Origin of the sequence: Vibrio sp. 10N.222.52.C12 (assembly GCF_041474215.1) — a bacterium.
Lineage (GTDB): Bacteria > Pseudomonadota > Gammaproteobacteria > Enterobacterales > Vibrionaceae > Vibrio > Vibrio crassostreae_C.
Window position 1 is genome coordinate 36405 of the sequence record NZ_JBFRTR010000088.1, and the last position, 25278, is coordinate 61682.

Consider the following 25278-nt stretch of genomic DNA (forward strand, 5'->3'; position numbering starts at 1 on the left):
GTTTAGCTCTTACTTGGGTTATCGACAATCGTTGAATCCAACGTTTGTATAGTAATGGTGTAGCCTTGGGTCAAATGTTTAAAAACAATGTTGCCTGCCGTTTTGTGTGTATTCGGTTCGGCTTGGTAATCAATTCGGATGATTGCCTGCTTTTTGTCATTAAACACTGTGCGGCTGTTATCTGTATCGACCAAATGCCAACCTATGCCTTGCAGAGACTGAGCCCATGCTTCAATTGGCCATAGAGTCAGCATTAAATTAAAAAGCACCTGTTCGGGTTGCGGTAAAGTCGCGCCAAGGCCAGATAGCACTTGCGTTTCAATGGCTTGATTTTGATATTGCAGCGATAGGATGCGCGTTCCCCAAGAGGAAAAACCCGCTAACACGACTTTATCCGCTGTGACTTCGACTTGAACAGGAAGCTGCTGTGTGTCGGTTTCCCACGTGGCGCTAATCAGCTGACTGGCCGTGAGGGAATACCCTAGTTCAGCTGGCATTGGTAGTGCTAGCTCGGTGTCATTGTCGATAGACACACTGGCACCACTCGGTTGCTGAGAAACCATCGAGCAGGCAGTAAGTAGAATACCCACTAGTGTGACGAAGGTTACCTTTAATGTCTGGATCATCTAAAAGCCTCTCGAGTAATTGGTCCTTCTACGTTTTTACTACTGTTGATCGCGAGTGGAGAAAGCAGCCAAGCGACAAAGATCCCTGTCAGAACCGTCACCCCGAAGCTATGAATAGCATGAGTCTGGCTCAGCGACAGTAAGCCGAATGAAAGTAGTGTTGTGAGACCTGACAAGGTGATCGCTAATAAGGTGCTCAGCGATTTCTTTTGCTCAGCAAAGAACAGGGTGTAGTCTATGCCAATCCCTAAAATCAGAATCAAACCAAGCAGGTTAAATAGGTTCAGTGTCGAGCCTAAAATGCCCGTGACCGCCAAACCTGCTACGCCTGCAATCAATGAAGGCAACAGCATTAACAGGCTTTGCTTCACACCATAGCGCCAGCCTAACAGCATGCCAATAGCTGCCAATGCTATCAATAACAGCTCGGTAATCTTGACGCGGTACTCAGCAAAAAGAGAGGAGATTTCATCCGCTTTATTGAGGTGTTTCACACCTTGCTTCTGAGCAAAATCTGACTCCAACCACTGTGAGAACAGCTCAGCATCAGTGACGTCTTTTATCAAAATGACCGACGCTGCTTGCCCGTCGATCGGCTTTAACCAAAGTGGTCGAACGGGTTCTGACACCGGTGACTCCAAAAATCCAGATACCGTGATGGGTGCGAATTTTGGTAGTTGTGGAAAAGTAGACCAACCTAGCGTGCTTTGTAATATATGGCTTTGTTGACCATAGAGCTGCTCAACTAAATGATAGTTAACATGTTGTTCTTGCTCACTTAGCAACTGTTGATTGATGCTGCGATACCCAGAGATAGCTTGGCTATCGACTAGAGAATCTAAGCTTGTGGTGATTTCTGCCAGTTTTTTGAGTAGCTTCTGATCGCTGTTGGCAGTCACCAAAAGCATATTTTGACCACTGCCTAATCCTGAGATTTCAGTAATGGCTTGCTCTTGCTGTTTGAGTTGCTCTGGCATCGCCTGAAGCTGGCGAATATCGTCGTCGTAACGAATTTGACTGAGTGACATCAAGCTAACGACAGTCACTGTTAACGGTAAGCCAATTCTAAATTTTTGGTTGCTCCAAAGGCTTAACCAAGTATGCCAAAGTTTCGACAGGGGAAGAGGGCGCTCTTGGCCTGGTTTTACCGCTAAAACGGGGTACCAGCACACCACACTGGCGTAAGCTGCGATCAGTCCAATCGACGAAAACAGAGCCAGTTGCTGCAAGCCTGGGAATGGCGCAACCAGTAGCCCTAAGTATCCGATTAAGCTGGTGATTAAACCTAGAGTGATGGCAATGAAAATATGCTTTAGGCCTTTATCGCTCTGCCAGTGGCTTCCTGCGGCCAAACGGTCAGTGAGATAGTGAAAAGAGTAATCGATGGATACGCCAATCAAGCTAGCGCCAAACACCAAGCTGAATAGATGCACCTTACCAAAGATAGCGACAGTGCTTGCCAGTGCAACCAATAATCCTGTACTGATTGAGAGTAAAGATAAGGCAAGTGGTAGCGCACTACGAAATGTCAGCCACACCAATAAAATAACGCCTGCCAATGAGCCCAAACCAATGGTACTGATTTCTGATTTCGCGCTTTCGGTACCGTAATTGGCGTAGAACACCACACCAGTATGCTGCACCTTGACGCCAAATTGTTTTTCGACCTCGCGCTCAATTGAATCAAGATCGGGAAGTTGTTCTTGAATCGCCAAGCTATAAGGCGAGCCAGCCAGAGTTGCTGTAACCAAAATATGAGTTTGGTCATTAGATTGAGCGGTGAGGTATCCCTCTTTCTGAACAAAATTACTTGATTGAACGCCAACGGCACTGATGTAGTCGCGAAATAGTAGAAATGGATCCATCGACAGTTCGGCTGCAGTCACGCCTGAGAACGGATTGTACAGAGACCGAATCACATATTGAGCTCGTGAATCAGGCGAGTGGGTCAGCGTCTCTTTTTGTTGCTGGGTAAGCAGTTGAGCTCGGTGACGAAAGTAGAAATCGCTCCACTGGCTTTGGGTGCTGGCGCTGATTTTGCCTTGAACTTGCTGAAACAGAGTTGGCTGACTTGAAAAGGCTCTTTGGTTGAGAGCTTTTTCAAAAGCGTCGGTCGCAACCATGGTTTGTTCGATGTCGGGGGCGCTGATGATAAACACCACTTGCTCGCTCATCGAGCTGGATATCTGCTGAAAGGCTTGCTCTACCATTGGGTCTTGCTGGTTTTCTGGTAGTAACTTTAGGATGTTGCTTTCAATGGGTACCGACGAAGAAAAAGCGAATTGTTTTATCAACAACCCGCTAAACAGCATTACAACAACAAGCCAAACAAGGGCAAGACTAGAGTTGGAATTGTTTCGCTTCAGCATCTGATAATACTTCCGGTAGATGGCTTAACTGACTGAATTCGATCACTGTGCTATCTCCACGAATCTCTTTCAACTCAATACGTTCAATATCGCTGTTGCCTTGCAGCGTGATAGCCTCAAACACCGCATTCATCGGTGCATTTTTGGGCTTTAGAGTCAGTGTCCATGCTTGTACATTTTCATCAGAGCTGGTGTTAGTTGCGGGCTCAAAATTGAGTGCGAACTGTTCCTGAAGTTTTTGCGTGTCCCCATGAAACACTGACAAGAAGATATGGCTGAAATAAAACGCCATTGGATTTTCTTTGTCGGTGATGATTTTTGCGGGTTGATCGGCAAACCTTTGGCTCAGTTTGTTATCGGTGAGCACTAAGTTCACGGGAAACGGAGTGGTTTGTGTCCAGAGTAAGCCACTTGATCTGTCTAACAGAAATGTACCTTGTGACGTTAAAGGCTGGGCGAACATCTCCATATTGCGTGTTTGAGTGAACTCACCACGCACAATACTATTTTCGCTGAGCACCGTCTGCAGCTCTGAAATAGAATTGACAGCAGCAGAGTTTTCTTTGGCGCTTACAAGGCCGCTTGCCATCATCGCAGTAAGTCCAATTAGCGCGATATTGATGTATTTGCGACTGCGTTTAAACAGATTCATGGTTCACCTGCTGTGGGTTAGAGGTTTGTGTTTGATGTTCAGTTGCTAGAGGTAAGCAACCAAATTGGTGCCAGTGTTCGACTTTGTCAGTAAACACTTTGGGTGAGGCAAAGCACATCTCTTGTTCTTCGATGGTGACGGCAACCTGCATGGTGTGAGCACGTGTCATTCGAGCACCGGTTAGAGCATCATGAATTTCATAATCGACGCGCAGGCGATTTTCCCACTCGGTGAGTTTCGCCGTTACCTTAATCTTGTGATTAAACGGTATCGCCTTAATGTATTTCACGCGGGTATCGATGATAGGCCACATGTAGCCAGAATCCTTCATCTCATGGTAGTTGTACTCAATCTTATCCATCATGATGCGCCTAACTTCTTCAAAGAATCGGAAGTAGTTGCCGTGATAGATCACGCCCATTGGGTCGGCATCTTGGAATGAGGTGATAAGCGTCACCTCAGATTGTAATGGGTGAAGGATTTCAGACATAAATCGCTCTCAACAATATTGCGTAAAGGGTTGGCTACTTTATGAGTAAAGTGACCAGTGCTGACTTTGAATACGAGCAATGAAGTGGCGTAGATCGCCTTCAAGTGGTCGATCTTCTACGATAAATTCAAACTCCTTAAGCACTTCGTCGCGAATGTGCTTGAGGTTCTCACTCATGTGGTGCTCATCAAGCTCATTGTGGCGCTTACGAAGTTCGAGTGCTTGTGTCCCCGCCAGTAGTGACGCTGCTGCCACTTGTTCGGTTAGCTCTAGAACGCGTAAACAGTCACGAGCTGCGATGGTGCCCATACTCACTTTATCTTGGTTGTGACACTCAGTTGAGCGAGAGAATACGCTTGCTGGCATGGTGTGTTTCAATGCTTCTGCTGTCCAAGCTGAAACGCCAATCTGTACTGCTTTAAAGCCGTGGTTGATTGGCTTACGTTCGCCTTCAGCACCCGTTAGGTTGAATGGCAAACCGTTGTTGAACTTGTAGTCCATCAGCTGAGCCATTTGACGGTCAAGCAGATCAGCAAGGTTCGCAACTGCAGTTTTTAACGTATCCATCGCCATTGCAATGTGTCCACCGTAGAAGTGTCCACCGTGCAGTACGCGCTCATTATCACCATCGATAATTGGGTTGTCGTTGGCACTGTTTAGCTCGTTCTCGATCATTTGGCGTAGCCAAGGCAGAGAGTCTTGAACCACGCCGATAACATGTGGAGCACAGCGCAGAGAGTAACGATCTTGGAGGCGATCACTGTTACGTGGCGGGCGATCCGCTTGCAGATCATCACGCAGCCATGCAGCAACTTGTTGTTGACCAGGATGAGGTTTGACTGCAAACAGCGCTTCATCGAAATGGAAGTCATTGCCGTGCATACCGACTGATACCATAGCGGTGATCTTAGTTGATAGCTGAGCTAGATATTCCGCACGCTTGTAAGCGATACAAGCTAATGCCGTCATTACAGACGTACCATTCATCAACGCCAAGCCTTCTTTTGGCTTAAGTTTGATAGGGCTAATTCCTAACTCTTTGTAGACGTCACTGGTTGGGCGCACTTCACCTTTGTAGATTACATCACGCTCACCAATCAGTGCTGCGGCTAAGTAAGACAGAGGTGTTAAGTCGCCACTGGCACCCACCGATCCTTCTTGAGGAATGCGTGGTGAGATGTCTTGGTTGATTAGGGTAACGATCTGGTTGAGTAGATCGTGAGTCACACCAGAGACACCTTGTGATAACGAACAAAGACGAGTTGCAAGGACTGCACGAGCTTGTTCGTGAGACAATATTTCACCTAAACCACAGCCGTGAAAACGTGTTAAATGCAGTGGTAGCTCGTCAACTAGGTTTGGCGGAATCGCAACCGTACATGAGTCACCGTAACCCGTCGTTACACCGTAAATCACACCTTCTTCTTTCAATAGGCGTTCTAAGAAAGCGACACCACGGTCGATCTTAGATGTGAATGCTTCACTTGTGTTCATCGAGGCTTTTGCGCCTTGTGAGATAGCGACAACATCCTCAATCGTGAGGCGCTCGGCACCAAAGGTGATGCTATTTGAATTCTTTTTCGTCATGGTGCTTGCTCAATGTCCAAAAATTAAAAAAGTTGTACCACTGAAGCGGTGCTTGCAGTGTGTAGTGCTGAAGTCGATTTGCGTATTTTTGCACGACTTGCTGTAAAGATTGTTCGCGAGTCTTTCTTGGTAGCTCGATCTTGTTGCTAAAATGCTCGAAATAGACATTAAAATGCGGCTTAGATTGTGAGTCGTCACGTAACCCAAACAGCAAAAATACGGGTGCTTTGAGAACCGAGGCTAACATAAATGGACCTTGAGGGAATGGAGCTTCCTTACCTAAGAACTCAGCCCATACTGAGCGGCTCTCTTTGCTGGTGGAAGTTCGATCGCCAACAATCACGATCCATTCGCCTTGCTCTAGTTTCTGTTGTAACAAGATAGCGGTATCAGGCCCCATCGATGTCACCTGAATCAGATTTAAATCAGACTGCGGGTTAACCGCTTTCATCACGGAATTAAAACGTTCGGCGTGTTCTGTAAAAACCAGGGCGTTGATTTTGATGTTCGAGTGTCTGCGACCTAAAGCTCGGCACAGCTCAATATTGCCAAGGTGAGATCCAAGGATTAGCACACCTTGCTTATTTGCCACCATGCTCTCGAACTGGTCTTGGCCATGAATAGTCAGGTTATCTGCCGATAAATCACCTTTCCATGCCGCGAGCTTGTCGAGCATCGTATGGCCAAATGAAAGCAGATGGTTGTAACTGGTTAGTTCTCCGGGGAGCTCAATATTTTGCTGTTCCGCATAGGCTTTTAATTGGAATAGATATTGTTCGGAAGCGTTTCGCGCACGCTGGCCCGTCAAGTGGTAGTAACGCATCACACCACGCAGAATGAGGTTGAACACACCGCGACCTAACAAGGTATAAATGGCTAATAACAGCTTAATGCCTAATACTGTGCCGCGTTCTTGAGTGCGGGACCAGTGTGGTTGTTCAGAAGCTTGCGGCTCTGAATCAGTCGATAAATTTGGGTTATTATCAGCTGAATCGGATTTGAAATGGCGAGCAATCAGTTTTGGTGCTCTTGGCAGCATGCTGAAGAATAGACGTGTATGCATCCAACTGATTTTGACGTTATCCCACAACGCATCGAAATGAGAGATGCCGTTCTCAGGATAGATAACGCGCGTTTCAACGAAGTCTATGTCGCAACCTTCCCAATACAGGCGAACCAAAATCTCGATATCGAAGTCCATTCTCGAACCAACATCGTACTTATTCAACACAGTTTGAGTTTGGTTGATAGGATACGCTCTAAAGCCACACATGCTGTCTTTAATTGATAAAGAAAGGGTTTCTATCCATACCCAGATATGTGTCGCGTAGCGCCCATAGAGCCTTGCTTTGGGTACGCTGTCGTCGTAGATAGGCTGGCCTGATATCAGACGTTGTGGCTTAGCTTGTGAGGCCTCAATCAATGTTGGCAAGGCTTCCAGGTCGTGTTGCCCATCAGCATCTATCTGAATAGCGTGGCTAAAGCCTAGTTGCTGCGCTTTTTTGATTCCGGCTTTTACTGCGCCGCCTTTACCTTGGTTCTGTTCAAGCGTCACCAAGGTTACGTTTGAATTCTCTGCTAGGGGAGACAGAAACTGTTTTGTTGTGAGTTCACTGCCATCGTCAACGATGATGATCGGTAACTCAAAATGATGAAGTGACGACACCACAGCCGGCATGGTTGCGCCATGGTTAAAGCACGGGATAAGGAAGCAAGCCTTGTAGCTGCTTTCTTTTGTGTGGTGTTGAGAAGTAGCCTCGACGGGAGCGCTATTCACTTTTTTCTCCCAGCTTCATTTTGCCTGAAGAGTGGGTCTGTTCACCGTTGTTTGATGTGTAACTAAAGCTCAGCTTGTCTTTGTCAGCATTCCATTTGAGTGATAGCTGGATTGTAGCGTCAGGCAGGATAGGCTCTTGGAACTTAATGACTTCCATTCCTTTAAAGAAACCAGGAACGCCTAACTCTTGGACTGCGTAGTGAAGTGCCCAATCAATTTGCGTGACGCCAGGTAGAATAGGGAAGCTCTTGAAGTGCCCATTAAAGTCGGTGATATCTCCGCTAACATGAAGTGTCAGGGTCGATTCATTTTCTACCGTGTCTACAGCAATGATGTTTGGTTTTCTTTTATCCATAGGGCGTGCTTAGAATCCTTGGGCAAATATTGGTTCTTTGACAAAAATATAAAAAGATAATCTCAGTGTAAAATACGATCAGCGGTTTCTATGATTTTATTAGCTGTTCTATGTGAGATGTTAATCGCTTACCTTGGCTGTTGAGGGGGATCTCATCGACAACACGGTATTTTCTCGGGATTGCGATTGGCTCTAACCACTTTCTGAGTTCTGTACGCAGCATCAACCAGAATTTACCTTTGCTCATGGTCGATAGAGCGGCTTGGCCTTCATCTGATAATACCAAAACAGAGGCTAATATTAATCGCTCAGGCTCCTCAAATGGAATAACCACGCACTCACTTATCCAAGGCAGTTGCTCCAGTCGCTTTTCCACTTCAACCAGTGATACTCGCTTTTCTTCTATCTTGATCACTCGGTCCGTTCGGCCCTTCAATATGAATTGATTCTCCGAGACCATCTCGCACTCATCAGAGGTTTGATACCAGTTATTCTTATCGATGTACGGCGACAATAACTTAATGCAATTCTCACTGTTGAGACTAGCCTCAATACAGGCAAAAAGCTGCCAAGGCGTTTGAGCGCTCTCTTGCTGACGAAATGCGATGCCACCGGTTTCTGTGCTACCAAAGACTTCAATCGGTAAATGACCAAGCAGATCTCGTGACTGGTGAGCCGACTCGGTAGGCAATGGACCACCCGAAGAGAAGATTCCTGCAAGTTGTACCTTGTTGGTCTCATGCTTTAATCGTTTAAGTAGCGCTGGGCTGCTGATCAGTACACAGTTTTTATTGGCATGAGACAGAATTTGTTCTGGGTACTCAAGGTTGTTTCGAGCAAATGGCACACCAGAACAGAGCGGCCATAAGATTCTAAACAGCAGGCCATAGATGTGTTGGTGGGAAACGGTGCTTTGGATTCGGTTTCCCTTGAGTAAAGCATCCCAGTTCTTGTGTAACTGAGCCGTTTCAATATCTAGGTGTTCTAACGTTTTATCTATCGCTTTTGGCGTGCCACTTGAACCTGAAGTGAACAGAGTTAATGGGACTGTTGCCAAATCAATGGTCGTAAGATTCTCGGTTAGAGGTTTTTGTGCTTCAGTGTTTGAATCCAATAAGGTTTGGATATTACGAACGTCACTCACCTCAACTTCGCCAATCGAGTTATCAACTAGCAGGCAAGCAAACTGCTTACTTAACTCAGCAAGCGCACATGGCTGGTAGTTGCCCGGTAAGATGATGTGTTTGTTGACTGCTGCACATGCCAAAAAGGCCACCGTAAATAGGTAGCTGTCTTGGGTACAAATCGCGATTCGTTGAAAAGGGGATAAAGACAAAAATTGTACGAGTTGAGATAAGTCGTCGTTAAATGTTTGCCACGTAATCTCGCTATTGTCGTCAAAGCAGACAATAGATTCAGGGGCTCTGTCCTGGCTAAGAAGCTCAGACAACGAGGTGTAAGATACGGTTTGGGTCATAACAATTTAACTCTGACGAATGCGCTGTCTTACTACCCACTCTCCTGCAAAGAGTAACCCTGCAAACAGATAGCTGAGTAAGCCATTGTATAGGGTCCATACTTCTAGCGGTTGGAAGCAGGTGTAAAGGGCAATAGAGCCATTGATAACAAAGAACAAGCACCACACTTTGGTGACTTTTCGTGTGTAATCAACGCCACTTTGCGGAAGTTCAGGCTCTTGAAGGCGAGCAAGACGTTCGATAATCGTTTGCGGTTGCCATAGGCTCGAAGCGAATACAACCAGCATACAAACATTAACGATAACGGGATAATAGGTTAGCCAGCCGTGTTGCTTAAAGGCTAAGCCTAAAGCCAGCAGAACAATACCGGCACTTCCACTGATCCAAGCTAGGTGTTTTAGCTCTTTGATTTTAGCCTGACCGCCGGTGAAAATGCGTACAGCAAAGATAGCGGCTAAGGCAATACCAACGGTTTGTAAGCCAAACTTGTTGAGTCCAAAGTAAACCGCTATTGGATAAGTGAAAAGTATAATTGCCGACAGTAAAGTCAGCAGAGGACGCATTAGGCGTCCTTCAATAGTTCAACCACAGATTCGACAACGTCATTAACGGTGCGCACTGCTTTGAACTCTTCAGGTTTTATCTTCTTACCTGTGACGTTCTGTAGGTGAACGACCAAATCAACGGCATCAATGCTGTCTAGGTCTAGATCAAGATAGAGATGAGCTTCAGGGGTGATATCTTCAGCGTCAAGCTCGAACAGCTCAATAAGCGCATCTTTAACCTGGTTGTATACTTCTTGTTGGTTAGCTTGTGTCATAAAGATCTGTCTAGTTATTCGTTTGAGAAGAGATGTAGTTCGCTAGATTTTCAACTGACGCAAAGTGCTGTCGAGTGTTTGAATCATCTGCATCGATAACAATGTTGTACTTTTTCTTGATAGCAAGGCCAAGCTCAAGGGCATCGATAGAGTCTAGTCCAAGTCCATCACCAAATAGTGGAGCTTCCGTTTCAATCTCATCAATGCTCATGTCTTCAAGGTTCAATGCGTCGATGATCAGTTGTTTCAGTTCGTTGTGTAATGTTTCCACTTTGGCCTACTTAATGCTTTATCTGAATGCTGCTTTAAGGGGGCGATTCTACATTATATGAGGTATTTTCGAAATGCCGATATCGCCTGTTATGTTATTGATACGCTAAATGTTTTCTTCGGAAGGGAAAATTGTTTGTGCAAGATGATGATTAAGGCGCCTTGCTGCCGAAGTTAAATTATTTGAGCCTTCAATAAATGGTTCGACTTCTATTTTACCTTTCACCGCGACATGAAAAAAGGGCTTCGACGCAGGAACTTGATACCATTTTTTCTCTTTCGTTAAGAATGTCGGAGAAACCGTAATATGAATCACGCGTAAATCGGTTTGTGTTCGAGTCGCGATTTGTGCCGCCCCACGCTGTAAGGATGGTTCAATTCCTGGCGTTGTGCGAGTTCCTTCGGGAAAAATCAGCATGACATTGCCACGTGAGAAGCGTTCTTCACAGCGCTCTAAAAGATCGTCAGGGGCTTGGTTCGGTATATAACCTGCCGCTTTGACAATCCTTTTCATAAAAGGGTTTTCCCAAATGGCCGCTTTGACGAGGCAATCACATTGAGGAAGTTGAGAGGCGATCAGCACATAGTCAATCAAACTTGGGTGGTTGGCGACGATAATGCAGTTACGGTCGTTACGCAGTAGTTCTGCACCATCAATTCGGTAATCGATTGCTCCGGTGAACTTCATGATTTGGCAAAAGGCGTTGAATGAGAAACGAATCAATCGCTGTGCTTTAAGCTCTCTTTTAATGGTGTTGGAAGTCGTTAGCGCGATAGTGGGTAAGATTAAGAAGCTTAATACTAAGCCACCTAGACCAAAGATGGTAAAGCACAGCCCTGTCGCGAATACTCGCCAATATTGGTCGATTTTGCTCATGATTGTGGACCTGTCTCGGTGTTATTTACCCAAGACCAAGTTTGGTGCTTGCCAGCAATAGCCCACTTATTTGCGCCCAATAAGATATGTTGGAGCGTTTGTAGCCCTTGTGGTAACACGGAAGGTGCTTGGTTGGCTTCTACTGTTCTAGTAATAGAATATTCACTGCCAACGCTGAGCACTAAGCCCAGAGCATAATCCGTATAGTCTTGTGTTTCGTATTCTTGGTAAAGCTCAGGCAAAGGCTGGTCGAAGTCAATGACGAGTACACGATGTGACGGGTACTGATGTAGGTAAAGATAAGCTTCGATCAGAGCGTTGTGGAAAGTATCTTGGCCGGCCGCAATAGAGGTCAGAGGGATTGGTGCTTTCGCTGCGATGGTAGTTAACCCTGCAGCTGTATTATGCACGGACTGTGAAAACGCCATTGGCGAGGCATCATCACCTTCCAATATCGACTGGATCAAGGTTGCGGTTCGGTGCAGTTCACCATGTCGACTGGCAAAAACCAGATAATCAATCGAGTTGTCTTTTAAGAGTGTCAATGCAGTTTGAACGGCCAATTTACTTTGTAGGCTCATTCGGCGGCGCATCATCGGTGGGATCGCTTTAAATTCAGTTGAGCCATCTTGTGGCCAATCTAAATTAGTGCTCCACGCTTGCCATTGGGCAACAGAATTGAGACCAGCCGAATTTGCAGACCATTTCTCAATATTAAACGACATTAATTGGGATTGATTTGACATAGAGTATTGATTTGCTTTGAGTCTAACTAAATACTATGCGCGCTTATAAATAAACACAGATAAGGAATTTAAATGAAATTACTAAAAATAGCAGTTTCAATGTTATTCATATTCGTTCTTGCAGGATGTGGACGCGTCCAACCTGTAATGAATGTTGAGGATACTCCAGTTGCACTGAATCTTCAAAGTAAACAGGTTAAATCAGCTATTTCTGAATCTGCTGAAAATCGAGGCTGGTTGGTTTCAGAAATAAAGCCTGGTTTGATCCGCGCTGAATTGTATGTTCGTTCGCACCACGCTGTGGTTGAAATTCCTTATAGTGATAAGTTTTACTCTATTCTTTACGTTGAATCAGAGAATTTGAAGTACGACGATGGTGAAATACACCGTAATTACAACCGTTGGGTTAATAACTTAAACGTTGATATTAAACGTAAGCTTGCGCAAATGGCAGCTGAGTAACTCTCTATTATTTAAAGTTAGGTTTTTCGTGTCGGAATATAAATTAGATCCATTCAACGCATTAGAAGCAAAAACAGAAGCGCAGAAATTGTCTTTCGCTCCGATTGTTTTTCATACTGCTCGTACACTTCGTGATTTAGGCATTTTGAAAGCGTTAGATGACGCGGGCAACGAGGGTTTACCAGCAGAGTCTATCTCTGAATCGACCGGTGTCTCTGAGTACGGCGTGAAAGTCCTGCTCGATATGGCGTTAAGTGCTCATATTGTGACTTGGGAAAAGCCTAACTACAAAATGGCTAACCTTGGTTTCTACCTTCTGCATGATGGTATGACTAACGCAAACATGGATTTCACAGCCGATGTTTGTTATGCCGCGATGATGCATCTAACAGAAGCGATTGAAGAAGGGACACCTGCAGGCTTGAAAGAGTTGGGTGATTGGGAAACCATTTACCAAGGCTTGTCTCAATTGCCAGAAAAAGCAAAAGAGAGTTGGTTCAAGTTTGATCACTTCTATTCGGATCGCTCGTTCCCTGTGTTACTTGAAAAAGTCTTCAGCAAGAAACCTAAGTCGCTGGTGGATATCGGCGGCAACACGGGTAAGTGGGCGATGCAATGCTGCAACCATGATGCGGACGTTGAGGTGACGATTGTTGATTTGCCACAGCAGCTAGAAATGGCAATGGCAAACGCGGCAAAGCATGGTCATCAAGAGCGAGTCACGCCATTCCCAGCGAATATGCTCGATAAACAGCAAACTCTGCCAACGGGCGCGGATGTTTGGTGGATGAGTCAGTTCCTTGATTGTTTCTCGCCAATGGAGATTCTGAGCATATTAAAGCGCGTTCGCTCTCATATGTCAGAAGACGCGACTGTCTATATCCTTGAACTGTTTTGGGATGCACAGAAATACGATGCGGCTTCTTATAGCTTAAACGCGACGTCTCTCTACTTTACCTGCTTGGCCAATGGCAACAGCCGTTTTTACCGCAGTGAAGATTTCTTAGAGATCGTTGAAGAAGCGGGCTTTGAAGTGGTAACTCGCACCGACGATATCGGTCTTGGTCACACGCTTCTTGAATTGAAAGCTGGCGCGCAATAAAAATAACAAACATGGCTTAAATAATGAAAAAACTATCAACTCAAGTGGTGATCATCGGAGCTGGGCCATCAGGGTCTATTGCTGCGTCTTTACTTCATAAAAAAGGCATCGATGTTCGAGTGATTGAAAAGAGCGTATTCCCTCGCTTTTCTATTGGTGAAAGCCTATTACCAGCTTGTATGGAAGTGATTGAACAGGCTGGGATGACTGACGCAGTGATCAACGCTAACTTCCAATACAAAGATGGCGCTGCCTTTCGCAAAAATGGCGTTTATACGGCGTTTAATTTTGAAGACAAGTTCTCTTCTGGCCCTGGAACTACGTTTCAGGTTCAGCGAGGTGCCTTTGATAAGGTTTTGGCAGATACGGCTGAGGCGCAGGGTGTCTGCATTGATTACCAACATGAGTTAATGGGCATTAATTTCACCGACGACAGCACCATTTTAGATGTACAAGTGCTGGGTGGAGAGCGTTATCAGATAGAAGCGCAATACGTTCTGGATGGCAGTGGTTTTGGTCGAGTGCTACCAAAAATGCTTAACTTGGCAGAGCCGTCATCGCTCCCTCCACGCAAAGCTATTTTTACGCACATTAACGATCATATTGCAGAGGTGGATACCGATCTTGAATATGACCGAAATAAAATTCTTATCTCTGTGCATCCAACCAACCCTGATGTTTGGTATTGGTTGATCCCGTTTAGTAACGGTGTCTCTTCGTTTGGTGTCGTAGGAGAGCCTAAGTTCTTTGAGTCCTATCCAGAAGACAAGATTGCTGCAATTAAACAGCTGGCAGCGGAAGAGCCGGGCTTGGCTGAGATACTGGCAAGCGCCGAGTATCCAAACCCTGCGGGTGAAATTGGTGGCTATTCTGCCAATGTAAAACATTTGGCGACGGATAAGTACGCGTTGCTTGGCAATGCCGGCGAGTTCCTTGACCCGGTGTTCTCGTCAGGCGTGACGATTGCGATGAAGTCGGCACAGTTTGCGGTTGAGTGTGTCGAAAAGCAACTTAACGGTGAGAAGGTAGATTGGGAACGCGATTATGCCGCTCCTTTGATGGTTGGTGTAAACACCTTTAGAACGTATGTTGAGGGGTGGTACTCAGGTACTTTGCAGGATGTGATTTTCTATCAAGATCCAAATCCAAAGATTAAGCAGATGGTGTGCTCAATTCTGGCGGGTTACGCATGGGATCAAGCCAACCCTTATGTGAAAGAGTCTAAGCGCCGATTGGCGACACTGGCTGAGATATGCCGAAACTAGGTAATCGATTTTGTATGTAGCAATACTCTAAATTGCCACGATGGATCGTCATAAATTAAAAACAGCCGCAATGTGCGGCTGTTTTTGTATCTGAAAAATATGGGCGGTCAGCTTAATCGGATTTAAGCCTATTTTAAGTCGATGCTGTTCAATCGTCCCATAAATATAAGTAGATCAATTACGTCTTTGTGAGCATCAAGCAGCGCACGTTTGGTTTGGCTATAAGCGGCAAGTCTGCCGTGCTTTCTGATTGAACATACCTTGGTTTTGTACTTGTAGTCACCATTCTCAGAGAATACACGCCACTTAGCGATGTAGCATTCGTCGCGGTGTTCGGGATCACTCTGAGTTGGATTTGGTTTGAATACAATTTTGGGTTCTAGACTATGAGGCAGGCGCGTCATCAGGTAGGGCTCTTTGAGGACTTTGGGCCAAAATTTGCCCCATAGCTGTCTGCCCAGTTCATCTCTTAATTTAATGGTTTTCTTCAGTGCTTTGTCTTCACCCATACGAACAAAACCGACCGACCGATGCAACACCGTATCTTCGGGAGTATGAATGTGGATCTTAAAAGCGGTTTTACCTTTCGAGATAAAGCGGTAACCGGTAGCACCAATTAGATTATTCTGACTCATAGTTTGCTAAGTGATGATTATGTTATTAATAAGATTACGCCAAATACTGCAAAACCGAAACTAATACCCATGAAAAAAAATAAAGCCTTAACAAAAGTGCTAAGGCTTTATTAGAAACTGTGAGGCGGGCGTGTCGCTAACTACATGATTTTCTGCATCACATCACCAATTTGAATGCTTCCAGCAAGGCTTGGTTGGTCGATCGTCAGTTCTGCTTCGTTTTCATAAACGCGAGAAACGGTCAGTGTGATATCGCTTTGAGATACCTTATTACGTGGCAAGCCGCGTTGGTCGATAAACGAACCTGTGTGCCACAGTTGCAGTTTGTCACCTTGTTGAACACCATGCATTCGACCTAAATCAATGGTCACCGTGTTACCAAATACCGCTGCCACCTCTGGAAGCGTGATCTTACATGACACTTCAGATTCCAAGTCCAACATAATATTGCGGCTAACACGCAGCATCATACTGCCGTAGGTTGATGCCCAGAAACGAGCACTGCGGGTGTCCACTTCACTGGTCTTAGCAAATGGCCACTTTGCCACTTCACGATAGCTACGGTTGTAAACCTGATGTCCTGTTTTACCATCGAAGACTTGCATCTCTAACGCAAACTGACGATTGATGATGTCGTCTTTCAAAAGCTTGGATTCGATGGTCGCGGTTAAATCGGTAATGTCGCCACCAATGATGTACTGCGCGCCAGTGTCTTGGGCGATCATCTTGATCACCTCTGGTCGACGCTTGTCGATATCGTAATTGGTCGTGCCAACGGAAACAAAGCTGCGAGACTCTTGCGCCAGCTGTCGGTCCACGACATGGCCAAAATCATCACCAATGTTATAGATTCTGCCCATTACAGCTTGCTGAGGGGAGGTCACATCAATGTTGCCGACTAAAAATGTCTTCTTGTATTGGCTCTCATGGCAAGCATTTGCCGAAGGATAGATATCGATCCTTGCGGTGATCATTATATTGCCACTGCGTTTTTTCTCTTTCTCTACCAAGATGTAGCGCACTTCATGATTGGTAAATTGAAACTCTTTCTTGTTTGCGTCGAGGTACGGCGTGAGGTTGGAGATACTACCAATATCAGCACCTGAGAACTGGATCGCTTTATATACCGCGTCTTCCAGAGCATGAACCCTTGCCGTTTCCTCTGAGGATACGATGGCTGCGGTACCGGTAACTTCATACCAAGAGGCATGAGCACTGAAGCTTATGGTTATCAGTGAACTTATTGAAAATAAGTAAGAAATTATTTTTTTCATCTATTCGTTACCAGTTGGGTATAAATATTGCTTAACAAATAACTATAAGCTTGAAGCTGACTTAAGTGCGTTTTTCTTAATCTGAACCATTAATGAAAAGCAAAGACTGTTCCAACATTGTAATCCATTGAAAAGAATAATGGTGAGAACATATTGGAACAGGGAGCACTAAACCTATCTGGAGATAAGAGAATGAAAAAATGGCTCGTAGTAATGAGTGTCATGTTGTTGACCTCATGCGCTTATTCGCCAATCTATAACGGCAAGTCTGAATATTCAGGCAGTCAGTTTATGTTGATGGATAGCCCTCGTCATACCATGGATTTCTTCGTGGAAAGTATGACCGAAGATCTGATCATTTCGAATACGAGTATCTCAGCAAGAACTCCGATAGCGATTACGTCGTTTGTTGACCTGCAACACATGGACACAACGAACTGGCTAGGAAACTCGGTATCAGAAGGTTTCATTCATCAGTTTCAGCGTCGTGGCTTCAAGGTTGTTGATTTCAAAACAACAGGTTCTATTCAAGTGACTCATCAAGGTGACTTTGCGTTAAGCCGCGATTGGAAAGACTTAGCTCAAGAACAAGACGTACAGTACGTACTGACAGGCACTATGCTTCGCCAAGAAGGTGGTGTGTTAGTCAATGCTCGTGTTGTTGGCATGCAAACTCGCATTGTCGTGGCGACGGCACAAGGCTTCTTGCCTGCAGACCGTATTGGTCGTGACCTAGATACTCTAAACAGTATTCGAACTCAAGATGGCGTGATCATTCGTTCCGATCCAACGATCAGTCAGCCTTATACTGTTATTCTTCGCCCTTAGGAGTTCGAGATGAAGAAGTTAATGTTTGTTGTTGCCGCTTTATTGCTTGTTGGCTGTCAGCCATTGCAGAGCATGAGACCTGATGATTTCTTAGTGGCTGTTGGCTATGCGAGTATCAGTGAGCAGAAAGGTCGTAACGACGAAGAGAGACGTATCCGCGCGATGAGAGCCTCTAAGATCGATGCTTATCGTGAGCTTGCTGAACAGGTTTACGGCATGCGAGTGAGTGGTCGGGCAGAGTTGGAAGATCAACGCCTTGGTACGGAACGTACTTCTGGTGCGGTTGATGGCGTAATCCGCGGTGCAGAAGTGGTACGCAGCTACCCTGTGGGCGATAGCTATGTTACTGAGCTTCAGCTTGATATCCGTAAGATGGAACAGCTACGTAATTACGGTGAAGTTCAACCTGTACCTGAAAAGAGACAACAAACGCTGTTCTAGCCCAAGGGGCGTCTAGCGATAGGACTATCCAGTTATATTGGCTGCTTTCGTTTTCCAGATGGCGTATCGGCAACCAATAACTAATATGAATGTAAAAGCGGCAAGTATGAAAATACTTGCCGCTTTTTTGTTTATCGATTTTGTCAGGGCGTTCAAAGGCTGATTAGGTGTTTTAATAAAAGATAACGACAGGAATAGTCTGAGATACAGATAAACGGTTAACAAGGGGTATTACTGAAGAGGAAGAGTTAACTTAACTAGGCTTTTACGTTGGTTCCCAGCGTAGAGATAGTATGCGTTTGACCACCGGCATTGTAGGTCATGCCAATTTTGCCGTGGCTTTGCTGCATCATATTGCTGAGTTTTTTGAAGCTAAGGTGTGCTCGATTCAAGGCTTCGCCATTAACAAGGTTCGCTTGCTGGCAATCGTGCACTATCGACTGGATCTTAGTGACTAACTGAGCAAGTTCAGGGTTCTCGGTCAGTTCTGAGATATTGGTATGGGCTGCGATTCGCTGATCGGTTGATCTTAGTTGTTCAACTAGGACCACTTTTTCTTTGGCGATTCGCTCAATATCGTTTGATTGTCGGCTCGTAATAGCGGTTTTCTCTGAACTTAGTAATTCAGATAAGGCTTTGGCATTTTGAAGTTGAAAATTAACTAAATCTGCTAGTGCCGCCATAACGTAAACCTATTCATAACCTCGAGTACTTTAAGACAATAACTTCAATGAAAAGTTAGTGTTTTCTTAAAGGCCTTTTAATTCATCTTCGAACTTGATCATGTTGTCAGCCAGTTTCTCTGGATCGACAGTGTATGAACCATTCGCAATTGCTTCTTTGATCGCTGCTACTTTCACAGAATCAAAGCTTGGCTGTGCTGCCATATCTTGGTGGAGCTGACCAATCGCTTTGCCTTGTTGGCTCAGTGAAACCGCATCTTTGCTTGCTGGTGATTTAGTTGATACATCAGAGCGTGATGCCTCAGAACTAGAATCAGAGCGTACTGCTGATCGGTTAGTGGTCGTTAGGGTTTGCCCTGAACGAATATTATCAATGCCTGCCATAGTTAAGCCTTTTTCTTCAAAAATGGGAACCTGTACAGTCAATATCGACCAAGGGTTCGAATACTTTAGCAATTTTTAGCTCAATAGTCGAAAAGGGACAAAACACCGCAGCCGTTATATTTGGCGTTAGAGTTGAGGGTGAAATCGCTAACGATACCGTCAATTTAGAAGTAAAGAGTTAAAAGTAAACCGTGACTTCAGACATGCTGGTAACAATCCCTTCAATTATACGCTGTGATTTATCATTTTTCACTCTTACTTGATCACCCATAGAGCCATCGGTAAGCGCAGTTCCTTTGGTGGTAATGGTCATGCCACCTTTTACTGCCTGTATGATAACCTTCTCGTTTCGGCACACGACACAGATATCACCTCTTTCTACAACATCGCCCGGTCTTAGGTTCTTTTTTACCTTAGCGCCGATGACCTGATGTGGAGCTGTGAAACCTTGGCGACGAAACTTGTTAAGAGAAATCATAGCGGTGGTGACATCGTATTGACCGACGATTTCGCCTCTCGCGAGTGAGCGAGTGGTGGTGACAAGAGGCACCGACATCGAAAGGCGCACCGGTACATAAACTCGCCACTCATCAGGAACACATTGCACTAAAACCGTAATACTGCTGCGGGTATTGGTGGTCGTTGAAGCGCTGGTCTCTAAAGGCACTGGGCAGTCTGTCGCTTTGATTCTTGAGTCAACATTTGCTGAATTAACAAAGAGTTCGCCACCTTGTGGCTGCTCAACTGTATCAAGGATATGTTGCTCCGCTGCAGACTGAATCATCTCAATTTGTTCTGGGGTCGCAGCTTGTACAAAAAAACTAAACAATATTGATAAAATGCCGATAAACTTAGCGACAGTTTTAAAAGTAGCTCTACACATTGCTATGGAAAGAGGTGGCAAATTTGTTTTATAATACGTCATTCCGTTTCTCTGGTGGTTCGTAGCCTGCAGTAGACTAACACTTTTTATACAAAAAAGTTTGATATGGAGATGAGCTCATGACGGGTATTCTTGATTCGGTGAATCAGCGTACGCAACTCGTCGGTCAAAACCGATTAGAATTACTAACCTTTCGCCTAATGGGGCGTCAGCGTTACGGCATTAATGTCTTTAAAGTAAAAGAAGTGCTGCAATGCCCTAAGCTGACAAAGATGCCAAACTTGAACCCACTGGTTAAAGGTGTAGCACACATTCGTGGCCAAACGATCTCTGTGATCGACTTGAGCTTAGCGATTGGTGGCCGTCCTACAACGGATATTGAAAAGTGTTTTGTGGTTATCTCTGAGTTTAACCGAACCATTCAAGGTTTCTTGGTAAGTTCAGTTGAGCGCATTATTAACATGCACTGGGAATCGATTCTTCCGCCGCCAGATGGCGCAGGTAGAGCTAACTACCTGACAGCGGTAACCAACATTGATAATGAATTGGTAGAAATTCTTGATGTTGAGAAGATCCTTGCAGAAATTTCTCCTGTTGATGAAACAATGGATAGCAAGATTGCTGAAGATATTGCGAAAGTAGAACAAGAGAAAGAACTGGTTCGCCGCATCTTGATTGCTGATGACTCGACCGTTGCTCGTAAGCAGGTTCAGCGTGCTATTGAGTCGATTGGTTTTGAAGTTATCTCGGTGAAGGATGGTAAAGAAGCCTATGAGAAGCTGATGCAGATGTCATCAGAAGGCAGTATTTACGATCAGATTTCATTGGTGATTTCTGATATCGAAATGCCAGAAATGGATGGATACACGCTGACTGCTGAGATTCGTCGTCACGCCGAACTTAAAGATTTATACGTAATTTTACACTCATCGTTGAGTGGTGTATTTAACCAAGCCATGGTTGAGCGTGTTGGAGCTAACTCCTTCATCGCTAAATTCAACCCAGATGAGCTTGGTGCAGCTGTAAAAGCTGCGTTAACTAACTAAAAGAGACATTAATGACTGCTATAACAATAAGTGATCAAGAGTATCGCGATTTCAGCCGTTTCTTAGAATCTCAATGTGGCATTGTATTAGGTGACAGCAAGCAGTATTTAGTGCGCAGTCGTCTAAGCCCATTAGTAACGAAGTTTAAGTTAGCTTCTTTGTCTGATTTGTTGAGAGATGTAGTAACAGGTCGAAACCGTGAGCTGCGTGTGGCTGCTGTCGATGCCATGACGACGAACGAGACACTTTGGTTCCGTGATACTTACCCGTTTGCTGTGCTTGCGGATAAGCTTCTACCGGAAATAGCGGCAAATAAACGTCCTATTAAGATTTGGTCTGCGGCAAGCTCTTCAGGCCAAGAAGCATACTCAATGGCAATGACGATTCTTGAAACTCAAGCTCGTAAGCCAGGTATGCTGCCAAATGTATCGATTACCGCAACTGACATCTCAGCAAGTATGTTGGATATGTGCCGCACTGGCGCTTACGACAACCTTGCATTGGGACGTGGACTTTCTCCAGAGCGCCGTCGTACTTTCTTTGAAGATGCGGGCGATGGCCGTATGAAAGTGAAAGATAACGTCAAGCGCATGGTGAACTTCCGCCCTCAGAACTTGATGGACAGCTATGCATTGTTAGGCAAGTTCGACATCATTTTCTGTCGTAACGTGCTGATCTACTTCTCACCTGATATGAAGTCAAAGGTACTTAACCAGATGGCAAATAGCCTCAACCCAGGTGGTTACCTGCTATTAGGTGCGTCGGAATCACTAACAGGCTTAACGGATCGTTTTGAAATGGTTCGCTGTAATCCAGGCATCATCTACAAATTAAAGTAACGAGCGGCACCGATATTAGGTGTAAGGTTACCGTCTAAATTTAAAACCCAGCCAAGTGCTGGGTTTTCTTTTTCCTGCTTAAGCTATATCTTTAAGTCAGAGTGACATTCCAATTTACTCTATTTTTTGGCTTGTTTATTGCAAGTTTACCCACGAGTAACCTGTAAAAGCATTGATAGACCGCCTTGTTTCAAAAGTTGGTATATATATTGCTTTGGTTATTTCATAACAGTCAGTTCTTGAGTTGAGGTTTACATGGCTATTTCTTTTGACAATGCTTTGGGCATTCACCAGCACACAGTTGGTGTACGTGAGCGTAACGCTGAGGTGCTTTCCACCAATATCGCGCAAGCAAACACGCCTGGGTATAAAGCAAAGGGATTAGACTTTAAGAAATCACTGCAAGCGGCAAGTTCTGGGGCAAGCATTGGTCTTAGCCGTACAGATGGTCGGCACATTTCTGCCTCAACAACGGTGAACGGGGAAACGAAGTATCGCATTCCTACCCAACCTGATACAGGAGATGGCAACACGGTTGATTTGGATTTGGAAAGAAACCTTTTCATGCAAAACCAAATTAGGCATCAAGCCTCTCTCGACTTCTTAGGAAGTAAGTTCAAGAATTTAACTAAAGCGATTAAAGGGGAATAATTAGATGAGTTTATTCAATGTATTCAATGTGACTGGTTCTGCGATGAGTGCTGAATCTGTTCGTCTAAATACGACCTCGAGCAACCTTGCGAACGCGGACAGTGTAAGTAGTTCTGCTGAAGAAACTTACAAGGCTCGTCACGCAGTGTTCGGCGCTGAGTTAAATAAAGCACGCAACAGTGGTCACACTGTGCCTGTGAAAGTATTAGGTATTGTGGAAAGCGATAAGCCGCTAAGCGCGGAGTACAACCCGGATCACCCATTAGCGAACAACGAAGGCTATATCTACAAGCCTAATGTCAACGTTATGGAAGAAATGGCAAACATGATTTCGGCATCACGTGCGTACCAAACAAACGTACAGGTTGCTGACTCGAGTAAACAAATGCTGCTGCGTACGCTGCAGATGGGTCAATAAGGATAAGGAGGTAGCACATGGCTGGAATCAACAACAATGTTGGTCAAAGCGGCTTGTCCTATGTTGACCAGCTGAAGAGTCTTCAAGATGGCGCTAAAAAGCCCGACGAAACAACAGGTAAGCAGGATCTTAAACAAGAAGACTTCTTATCTTTGTTGACTAAGCAACTAGCACAACAAGACCCTTTCAAGCCGGTTAGCAATGACCAGATGATTGCGCAAATGGCTTCATTTGCGACCGTAGATGGCATTGGCAAAATGAATACACAGTTTGAAAGCTTGAATTCATCAATGACCTCTAACCAAGCTCTTCAGGCCTCCTCTTTAGTTGGGCGTGATGTATTGGTTCCTGGTGCGGCAGGTGTAAAACCCGGTGATGGCGGTATGGCGGCAATGGTTAAGCTTCCTCAGGCAATGGACAATGTAATGGTCCGTGTTGAGAACGAAGTTGGCCAATTGGTTCGCACATTTGATATCGGCTCTAAACCATCTGGTGATACACGTGTTGAATGGGACGGAAAAGACGAAGACGGTAACCCATTGCCGGCCGGTAAATACAACGTGAAAGCGTCGGGTTTGCTGGATGGCGAGAACACAGAGTTCCAAGTTTCCAGTTATGCGAACGTGAACAGTGTGCTTCTTGGTAAGGGCGATGGCAACGTACTACTCAATCTGGCTGGTTTCACATCGCCAGTACGACTTGCTGAAGTACTAGAAGTTGGTAAAGCGTAGCTCTTTATTGAGTGACTATGCTAGCTAGATAGATTAGGAGAATAATGGAATGTCATATGTAGCTTTAAGCGGCCTATCCGCTGCACAATTAGACCTTAATACAACCAGTAACAACATTGCGAACGCGAACACATTTGGCTTTAAAGAGTCTCGTGCCGAGTTTGGTGATGTTTACTCAAGCTCGTTGTTCACTAACGCAAAAACGACGGCAGGTGGCGGTGCGCAAGCTAGCCAAGTGGCGCAACAGTTCCACGAAGGTTCAAGTATTTATACGAACAACCCAATGGACTTACGTGTAAGTGGTACAGGTTTCTTTGCAGTATCTAAAGACCGCATGGTGCCAGAGATTAACGAATTAACGCGTAATGGTGCATTTCACCTAAACAAAGACAACTACATGGTTACCGCTAATGATGAGTTTCTTTTAGGTTACGATGTTGATCCAAACTCGGGGGAAGTTCTTTCTTATGCGCCAAAGCCTCTCGACATTCCTGCTGAGTTTGGTAAACCAAAACAGACAGAAAACATTGAAGTAGGGGTTAACCTTCCTGCAAACGGTGATCTTAAAGACCCGGCTGCATTTAACTTCAAAGATGCTGATACTTATAACCGTGCAACGTCTTCGACGGTATACGATTCTATGGGTCAGTCTTACAAGTTAACGACTTACTACCTCAAAGATCAGACTCAACCAAACACTTGGCAAACGTACTACACCATGTCAGATGAGAACGGTGAAAAGCCGGTCAACATTACTGGTGGTGATGCGACGAATGCACAAGGTCATGTTGGTCACACAATGAAGTTCAACAATGACGGTACGTTAGCAAGCCTAAACAATGGTCAGCCGATTAACTCGGAACCACTGGGTGCTGGCGCGAACCCAATTGACTTGAACGGTGCTGATCCAACTCAAGTGCTTAAGTTTGGTCTAGATTCGTCAACTCAGTTTGCCGCTCCGTTTGAATTGACTAAGTTTGATGAAGATGGCGCGACAACAGGTTTCTTAACAAAAATCGATTTCGATGAGTACGGCAGTGTTCTAGGTACTTACTCAAATGGTGAAAACGTGATGCTTGGCCGTGTAGGCTTGGTTCGTGTACCAAATGAGCAAGGTCTGGATAAGAAAGGCGGTACTCAATGGGATTCTACCAACGACTCTGGTGACAAGATCTGGGGTGAATCGAACAAAGGTTCATTTGGTAGCATCAACAACGGCTCGCTAGAGCAGTCGAACATCGATATGACTCAAGAACTGGTTGATTTGATTTCTGCTCAACGTAACTTCCAAGCGAACTCGCGTTCTCTAGAAGTACACAACCAGCTACAACAGAATATTCTTCAGATTCGTTAATCGTTTCGAGCGTTTGAATCATCTGCGAATACCCAATTCAATGTTATTGAATTGGGTATTGTTGTTTGTCTTCTTATTTGCCGCCCCTATTGCCGCCCGGTAATGCCTCTGGCAACAATTATTCCTCAATGATCCTTTGACGATCACCCATCTTCGTTTGTTTTCTATTTAAATTATTGATAAATAACAGTTAAAAATATTGGCACAGTGTTTGCTTTATTAGCCCCAGAAGATG

29 protein-coding genes are annotated in these 25278 nt (G+C 45.0%); 11 read left to right on the plus strand and 18 right to left on the minus strand.

The window, feature by feature from the left end; genetic code table 11:
- Positions 1–2: 2 nt before the first annotated feature.
- From AB4623_RS16160 to AB4623_RS16220, 13 genes are all read right to left on the minus strand, one after another.
- The gene (locus tag AB4623_RS16160; RefSeq protein ID WP_102428628.1) at positions 3–626 is read right to left on the minus strand and encodes a DUF3261 domain-containing protein; all 624 of its coding nucleotides are present in this window, start codon (positions 624–626) and stop codon (positions 3–5) included.
- Complete coding sequence (locus AB4623_RS16165) at positions 623–2995, minus strand: MMPL family transporter (protein ID WP_372146857.1); 2373 nt, start codon at positions 2993–2995, stop codon at positions 623–625. The genes AB4623_RS16160 and AB4623_RS16165 overlap by 4 nt, the downstream gene beginning before the upstream one ends.
- Positions 2967–3647 (minus strand): outer membrane lipoprotein carrier protein LolA, encoded by a 681-nt coding sequence (locus AB4623_RS16170; RefSeq protein ID WP_372146859.1) that lies wholly within the window; start codon positions 3645–3647, stop codon positions 2967–2969. Before AB4623_RS16170 ends, AB4623_RS16165 begins: the two co-directional genes overlap by 29 nt.
- Complete coding sequence (locus tag AB4623_RS16175; protein WP_017062279.1) at positions 3634–4137, minus strand: thioesterase family protein; 504 nt, start codon at positions 4135–4137, stop codon at positions 3634–3636. Before AB4623_RS16175 ends, AB4623_RS16170 begins: the two co-directional genes overlap by 14 nt.
- Before the next feature lie 39 nt (positions 4138–4176).
- The gene (gene hutH, locus AB4623_RS16180) at positions 4177–5724 is read right to left on the minus strand and encodes a histidine ammonia-lyase (RefSeq protein ID WP_102428630.1); all 1548 of its coding nucleotides are present in this window, start codon (positions 5722–5724) and stop codon (positions 4177–4179) included.
- The gene (locus AB4623_RS16185) at positions 5702–7501 is read right to left on the minus strand and encodes a glycosyltransferase (protein ID WP_372146860.1); all 1800 of its coding nucleotides are present in this window, start codon (positions 7499–7501) and stop codon (positions 5702–5704) included. Before AB4623_RS16185 ends, hutH begins: the two co-directional genes overlap by 23 nt.
- Positions 7494–7856 carry a 3-hydroxyacyl-ACP dehydratase gene (locus AB4623_RS16190; protein ID WP_372146862.1) on the minus strand — a complete coding sequence of 121 codons (363 nt, stop codon included), beginning with the start codon at positions 7854–7856 and terminating at the stop codon, positions 7494–7496. The genes AB4623_RS16185 and AB4623_RS16190 overlap by 8 nt, the downstream gene beginning before the upstream one ends.
- An 88-nt stretch (positions 7857–7944) precedes the next feature.
- Positions 7945–9333: an AMP-binding protein gene (locus AB4623_RS16195; protein ID WP_372146864.1), complete on the minus strand. Its 1389-nt coding sequence runs from the start codon at positions 9331–9333 to the stop codon at positions 7945–7947.
- Positions 9334–9339: 6 nt separating this feature from the next.
- Entirely contained in the window at positions 9340–9897 is a 558-nt protein-coding gene (locus AB4623_RS16200) for a septation protein IspZ (protein WP_017062274.1), read from the minus strand.
- Complete coding sequence (locus AB4623_RS16205) at positions 9897–10154, minus strand: acyl carrier protein (RefSeq protein WP_004739745.1); 258 nt, start codon at positions 10152–10154, stop codon at positions 9897–9899. The genes AB4623_RS16200 and AB4623_RS16205 overlap by 1 nt, the downstream gene beginning before the upstream one ends.
- Before the next feature lie 10 nt (positions 10155–10164).
- The gene (locus tag AB4623_RS16210; protein ID WP_004736154.1) at positions 10165–10425 is read right to left on the minus strand and encodes a phosphopantetheine-binding protein; all 261 of its coding nucleotides are present in this window, start codon (positions 10423–10425) and stop codon (positions 10165–10167) included.
- Positions 10426–10530: 105 nt separating this feature from the next.
- A complete protein-coding gene (locus tag AB4623_RS16215; RefSeq protein ID WP_017064140.1) occupies positions 10531–11301 on the minus strand; it encodes a 1-acyl-sn-glycerol-3-phosphate acyltransferase in 771 nt (256 codons plus the stop codon).
- Positions 11298–12047, minus strand: a complete 750-nt coding sequence (locus AB4623_RS16220; RefSeq protein WP_170962821.1) for a beta-ketoacyl synthase chain length factor — start codon at positions 12045–12047, stop codon at positions 11298–11300. Before AB4623_RS16220 ends, AB4623_RS16215 begins: the two co-directional genes overlap by 4 nt.
- A gap of 72 nt (positions 12048–12119) precedes the next feature.
- Here AB4623_RS16220 and AB4623_RS16225 point away from each other — a divergent pair, with 72 nt between their 5' ends.
- From AB4623_RS16225 to AB4623_RS16235, 3 genes are read left to right on the plus strand one after another with little or no spacing between them, the layout of a single operon-like run.
- Entirely contained in the window at positions 12120–12509 is a 390-nt protein-coding gene (locus tag AB4623_RS16225; protein ID WP_017062271.1) for a hypothetical protein, read from the plus strand.
- Positions 12510–12537: 28 nt separating this feature from the next.
- The gene (locus tag AB4623_RS16230) at positions 12538–13611 is read left to right on the plus strand and encodes a methyltransferase (RefSeq protein ID WP_065584069.1); all 1074 of its coding nucleotides are present in this window, start codon (positions 12538–12540) and stop codon (positions 13609–13611) included.
- 23 nt (positions 13612–13634) lie between these two features.
- Positions 13635–14876 carry an NAD(P)/FAD-dependent oxidoreductase gene (locus tag AB4623_RS16235; protein WP_017062269.1) on the plus strand — a complete coding sequence of 414 codons (1242 nt, stop codon included), beginning with the start codon at positions 13635–13637 and terminating at the stop codon, positions 14874–14876.
- Between the two features lie 128 nt (positions 14877–15004).
- Here AB4623_RS16235 and AB4623_RS16240 read toward each other — a convergent pair whose 3' ends face one another.
- Both AB4623_RS16240 and AB4623_RS16245 read right to left on the minus strand, forming a co-directional pair.
- A complete protein-coding gene (locus tag AB4623_RS16240; RefSeq protein WP_017062268.1) occupies positions 15005–15511 on the minus strand; it encodes a hypothetical protein in 507 nt (168 codons plus the stop codon).
- A gap of 140 nt (positions 15512–15651) precedes the next feature.
- The gene (locus AB4623_RS16245; RefSeq protein ID WP_017064138.1) at positions 15652–16785 is read right to left on the minus strand and encodes a flagellar assembly protein FlgT; all 1134 of its coding nucleotides are present in this window, start codon (positions 16783–16785) and stop codon (positions 15652–15654) included.
- A gap of 192 nt (positions 16786–16977) precedes the next feature.
- Between AB4623_RS16245 and AB4623_RS16250 the strand changes: the two genes are divergently transcribed.
- Positions 16978–17613 (plus strand): FlgO family outer membrane protein, encoded by a 636-nt coding sequence (locus AB4623_RS16250; RefSeq protein WP_017064137.1) that lies wholly within the window; start codon positions 16978–16980, stop codon positions 17611–17613.
- Positions 17614–17622: 9 nt separating this feature from the next.
- Positions 17623–18054 carry a flagellar assembly lipoprotein FlgP gene (gene flgP / locus AB4623_RS16255; RefSeq protein ID WP_102428633.1) on the plus strand — a complete coding sequence of 144 codons (432 nt, stop codon included), beginning with the start codon at positions 17623–17625 and terminating at the stop codon, positions 18052–18054.
- A gap of 257 nt (positions 18055–18311) precedes the next feature.
- Here flgP and AB4623_RS16260 read toward each other — a convergent pair whose 3' ends face one another.
- The 3 genes from AB4623_RS16260 to flgA form a co-directional block, all read right to left on the minus strand.
- Positions 18312–18737, minus strand: a complete 426-nt coding sequence (locus AB4623_RS16260; RefSeq protein ID WP_017064136.1) for a flagella synthesis protein FlgN — start codon at positions 18735–18737, stop codon at positions 18312–18314.
- A 66-nt stretch (positions 18738–18803) separates the two neighbouring features.
- Positions 18804–19121, minus strand: a complete 318-nt coding sequence (gene flgM, locus AB4623_RS16265) for a flagellar biosynthesis anti-sigma factor FlgM (protein WP_017062263.1) — start codon at positions 19119–19121, stop codon at positions 18804–18806.
- Positions 19122–19299: 178 nt separating this feature from the next.
- Entirely contained in the window at positions 19300–20046 is a 747-nt protein-coding gene (gene flgA, locus AB4623_RS16270; RefSeq protein WP_017064135.1) for a flagellar basal body P-ring formation chaperone FlgA, read from the minus strand.
- Between the two features lie 77 nt (positions 20047–20123).
- Here flgA and AB4623_RS16275 point away from each other — a divergent pair, with 77 nt between their 5' ends.
- From AB4623_RS16275 to flgE, 6 genes are all read left to right on the plus strand, one after another.
- Entirely contained in the window at positions 20124–21050 is a 927-nt protein-coding gene (locus AB4623_RS16275) for a chemotaxis protein CheV (protein ID WP_017062261.1), read from the plus strand.
- A gap of 11 nt (positions 21051–21061) precedes the next feature.
- On the plus strand, positions 21062–21889 hold the full coding sequence (locus AB4623_RS16280; protein WP_004736174.1) for a protein-glutamate O-methyltransferase: 828 nt from the start codon (positions 21062–21064) through the stop codon (positions 21887–21889).
- 255 nt (positions 21890–22144) lie between these two features.
- Positions 22145–22540 (plus strand): flagellar basal body rod protein FlgB, encoded by a 396-nt coding sequence (flgB, locus tag AB4623_RS16285; RefSeq protein ID WP_004736175.1) that lies wholly within the window; start codon positions 22145–22147, stop codon positions 22538–22540.
- Positions 22541–22544: 4 nt separating this feature from the next.
- Positions 22545–22958, plus strand: a complete 414-nt coding sequence (flgC, locus tag AB4623_RS16290; protein WP_004736176.1) for a flagellar basal body rod protein FlgC — start codon at positions 22545–22547, stop codon at positions 22956–22958.
- A 17-nt stretch (positions 22959–22975) separates the two neighbouring features.
- Complete coding sequence (gene flgD / locus AB4623_RS16295) at positions 22976–23689, plus strand: flagellar hook assembly protein FlgD (protein WP_010439286.1); 714 nt, start codon at positions 22976–22978, stop codon at positions 23687–23689.
- A gap of 49 nt (positions 23690–23738) precedes the next feature.
- The gene (gene flgE / locus AB4623_RS16300; protein ID WP_017062260.1) at positions 23739–25043 is read left to right on the plus strand and encodes a flagellar hook protein FlgE; all 1305 of its coding nucleotides are present in this window, start codon (positions 23739–23741) and stop codon (positions 25041–25043) included.
- Positions 25044–25278 lie beyond the last annotated feature (235 nt).

Coding starts and splice junctions, on each gene's coding strand:
- AB4623_RS16160 (WP_102428628.1), bottom strand. CDS start 626: ATGATCCAGACATTAAAGGTAACCTTCGTCACACTAGTGGGTATTCTA.
- AB4623_RS16165 (WP_372146857.1), bottom strand. CDS start 2,995: ATGCTGAAGCGAAACAATTCCAACTCTAGTCTTGCCCTTGTTTGGCTT.
- AB4623_RS16170 (WP_372146859.1), bottom strand. CDS start 3,647: ATGAATCTGTTTAAACGCAGTCGCAAATACATCAATATCGCGCTAATT.
- AB4623_RS16175 (WP_017062279.1), bottom strand. CDS start 4,137: ATGTCTGAAATCCTTCACCCATTACAATCTGAGGTGACGCTTATCACC.
- hutH (WP_102428630.1), bottom strand. CDS start 5,724: ATGACGAAAAAGAATTCAAATAGCATCACCTTTGGTGCCGAGCGCCTC.
- AB4623_RS16190 (WP_372146862.1), bottom strand. CDS start 7,856: ATGGATAAAAGAAAACCAAACATCATTGCTGTAGACACGGTAGAAAAT.
- AB4623_RS16195 (WP_372146864.1), bottom strand. CDS start 9,333: ATGACCCAAACCGTATCTTACACCTCGTTGTCTGAGCTTCTTAGCCAG.
- AB4623_RS16200 (WP_017062274.1), bottom strand. CDS start 9,897: ATGCGTCCTCTGCTGACTTTACTGTCGGCAATTATACTTTTCACTTAT.
- AB4623_RS16205 (WP_004739745.1), bottom strand. CDS start 10,154: ATGACACAAGCTAACCAACAAGAAGTATACAACCAGGTTAAAGATGCG.
- AB4623_RS16215 (WP_017064140.1), bottom strand. CDS start 11,301: ATGAGCAAAATCGACCAATATTGGCGAGTATTCGCGACAGGGCTGTGC.
- AB4623_RS16220 (WP_170962821.1), bottom strand. CDS start 12,047: ATGTCAAATCAATCCCAATTAATGTCGTTTAATATTGAGAAATGGTCT.
- AB4623_RS16225 (WP_017062271.1), top strand. CDS start 12,120: ATGAAATTACTAAAAATAGCAGTTTCAATGTTATTCATATTCGTTCTT.
- AB4623_RS16235 (WP_017062269.1), top strand. CDS start 13,635: ATGAAAAAACTATCAACTCAAGTGGTGATCATCGGAGCTGGGCCATCA.
- AB4623_RS16240 (WP_017062268.1), bottom strand. CDS start 15,511: ATGAGTCAGAATAATCTAATTGGTGCTACCGGTTACCGCTTTATCTCG.
- AB4623_RS16245 (WP_017064138.1), bottom strand. CDS start 16,785: ATGAAAAAAATAATTTCTTACTTATTTTCAATAAGTTCACTGATAACC.
- AB4623_RS16250 (WP_017064137.1), top strand. CDS start 16,978: ATGAAAAAATGGCTCGTAGTAATGAGTGTCATGTTGTTGACCTCATGC.
- flgP (WP_102428633.1), top strand. CDS start 17,623: ATGAAGAAGTTAATGTTTGTTGTTGCCGCTTTATTGCTTGTTGGCTGT.
- AB4623_RS16260 (WP_017064136.1), bottom strand. CDS start 18,737: ATGGCGGCACTAGCAGATTTAGTTAATTTTCAACTTCAAAATGCCAAA.
- flgM (WP_017062263.1), bottom strand. CDS start 19,121: ATGGCAGGCATTGATAATATTCGTTCAGGGCAAACCCTAACGACCACT.
- flgA (WP_017064135.1), bottom strand. CDS start 20,046: ATGACGTATTATAAAACAAATTTGCCACCTCTTTCCATAGCAATGTGT.
- AB4623_RS16275 (WP_017062261.1), top strand. CDS start 20,124: ATGACGGGTATTCTTGATTCGGTGAATCAGCGTACGCAACTCGTCGGT.
- AB4623_RS16280 (WP_004736174.1), top strand. CDS start 21,062: ATGACTGCTATAACAATAAGTGATCAAGAGTATCGCGATTTCAGCCGT.
- flgB (WP_004736175.1), top strand. CDS start 22,145: ATGGCTATTTCTTTTGACAATGCTTTGGGCATTCACCAGCACACAGTT.
- flgC (WP_004736176.1), top strand. CDS start 22,545: ATGAGTTTATTCAATGTATTCAATGTGACTGGTTCTGCGATGAGTGCT.
- flgD (WP_010439286.1), top strand. CDS start 22,976: ATGGCTGGAATCAACAACAATGTTGGTCAAAGCGGCTTGTCCTATGTT.
- flgE (WP_017062260.1), top strand. CDS start 23,739: ATGTCATATGTAGCTTTAAGCGGCCTATCCGCTGCACAATTAGACCTT.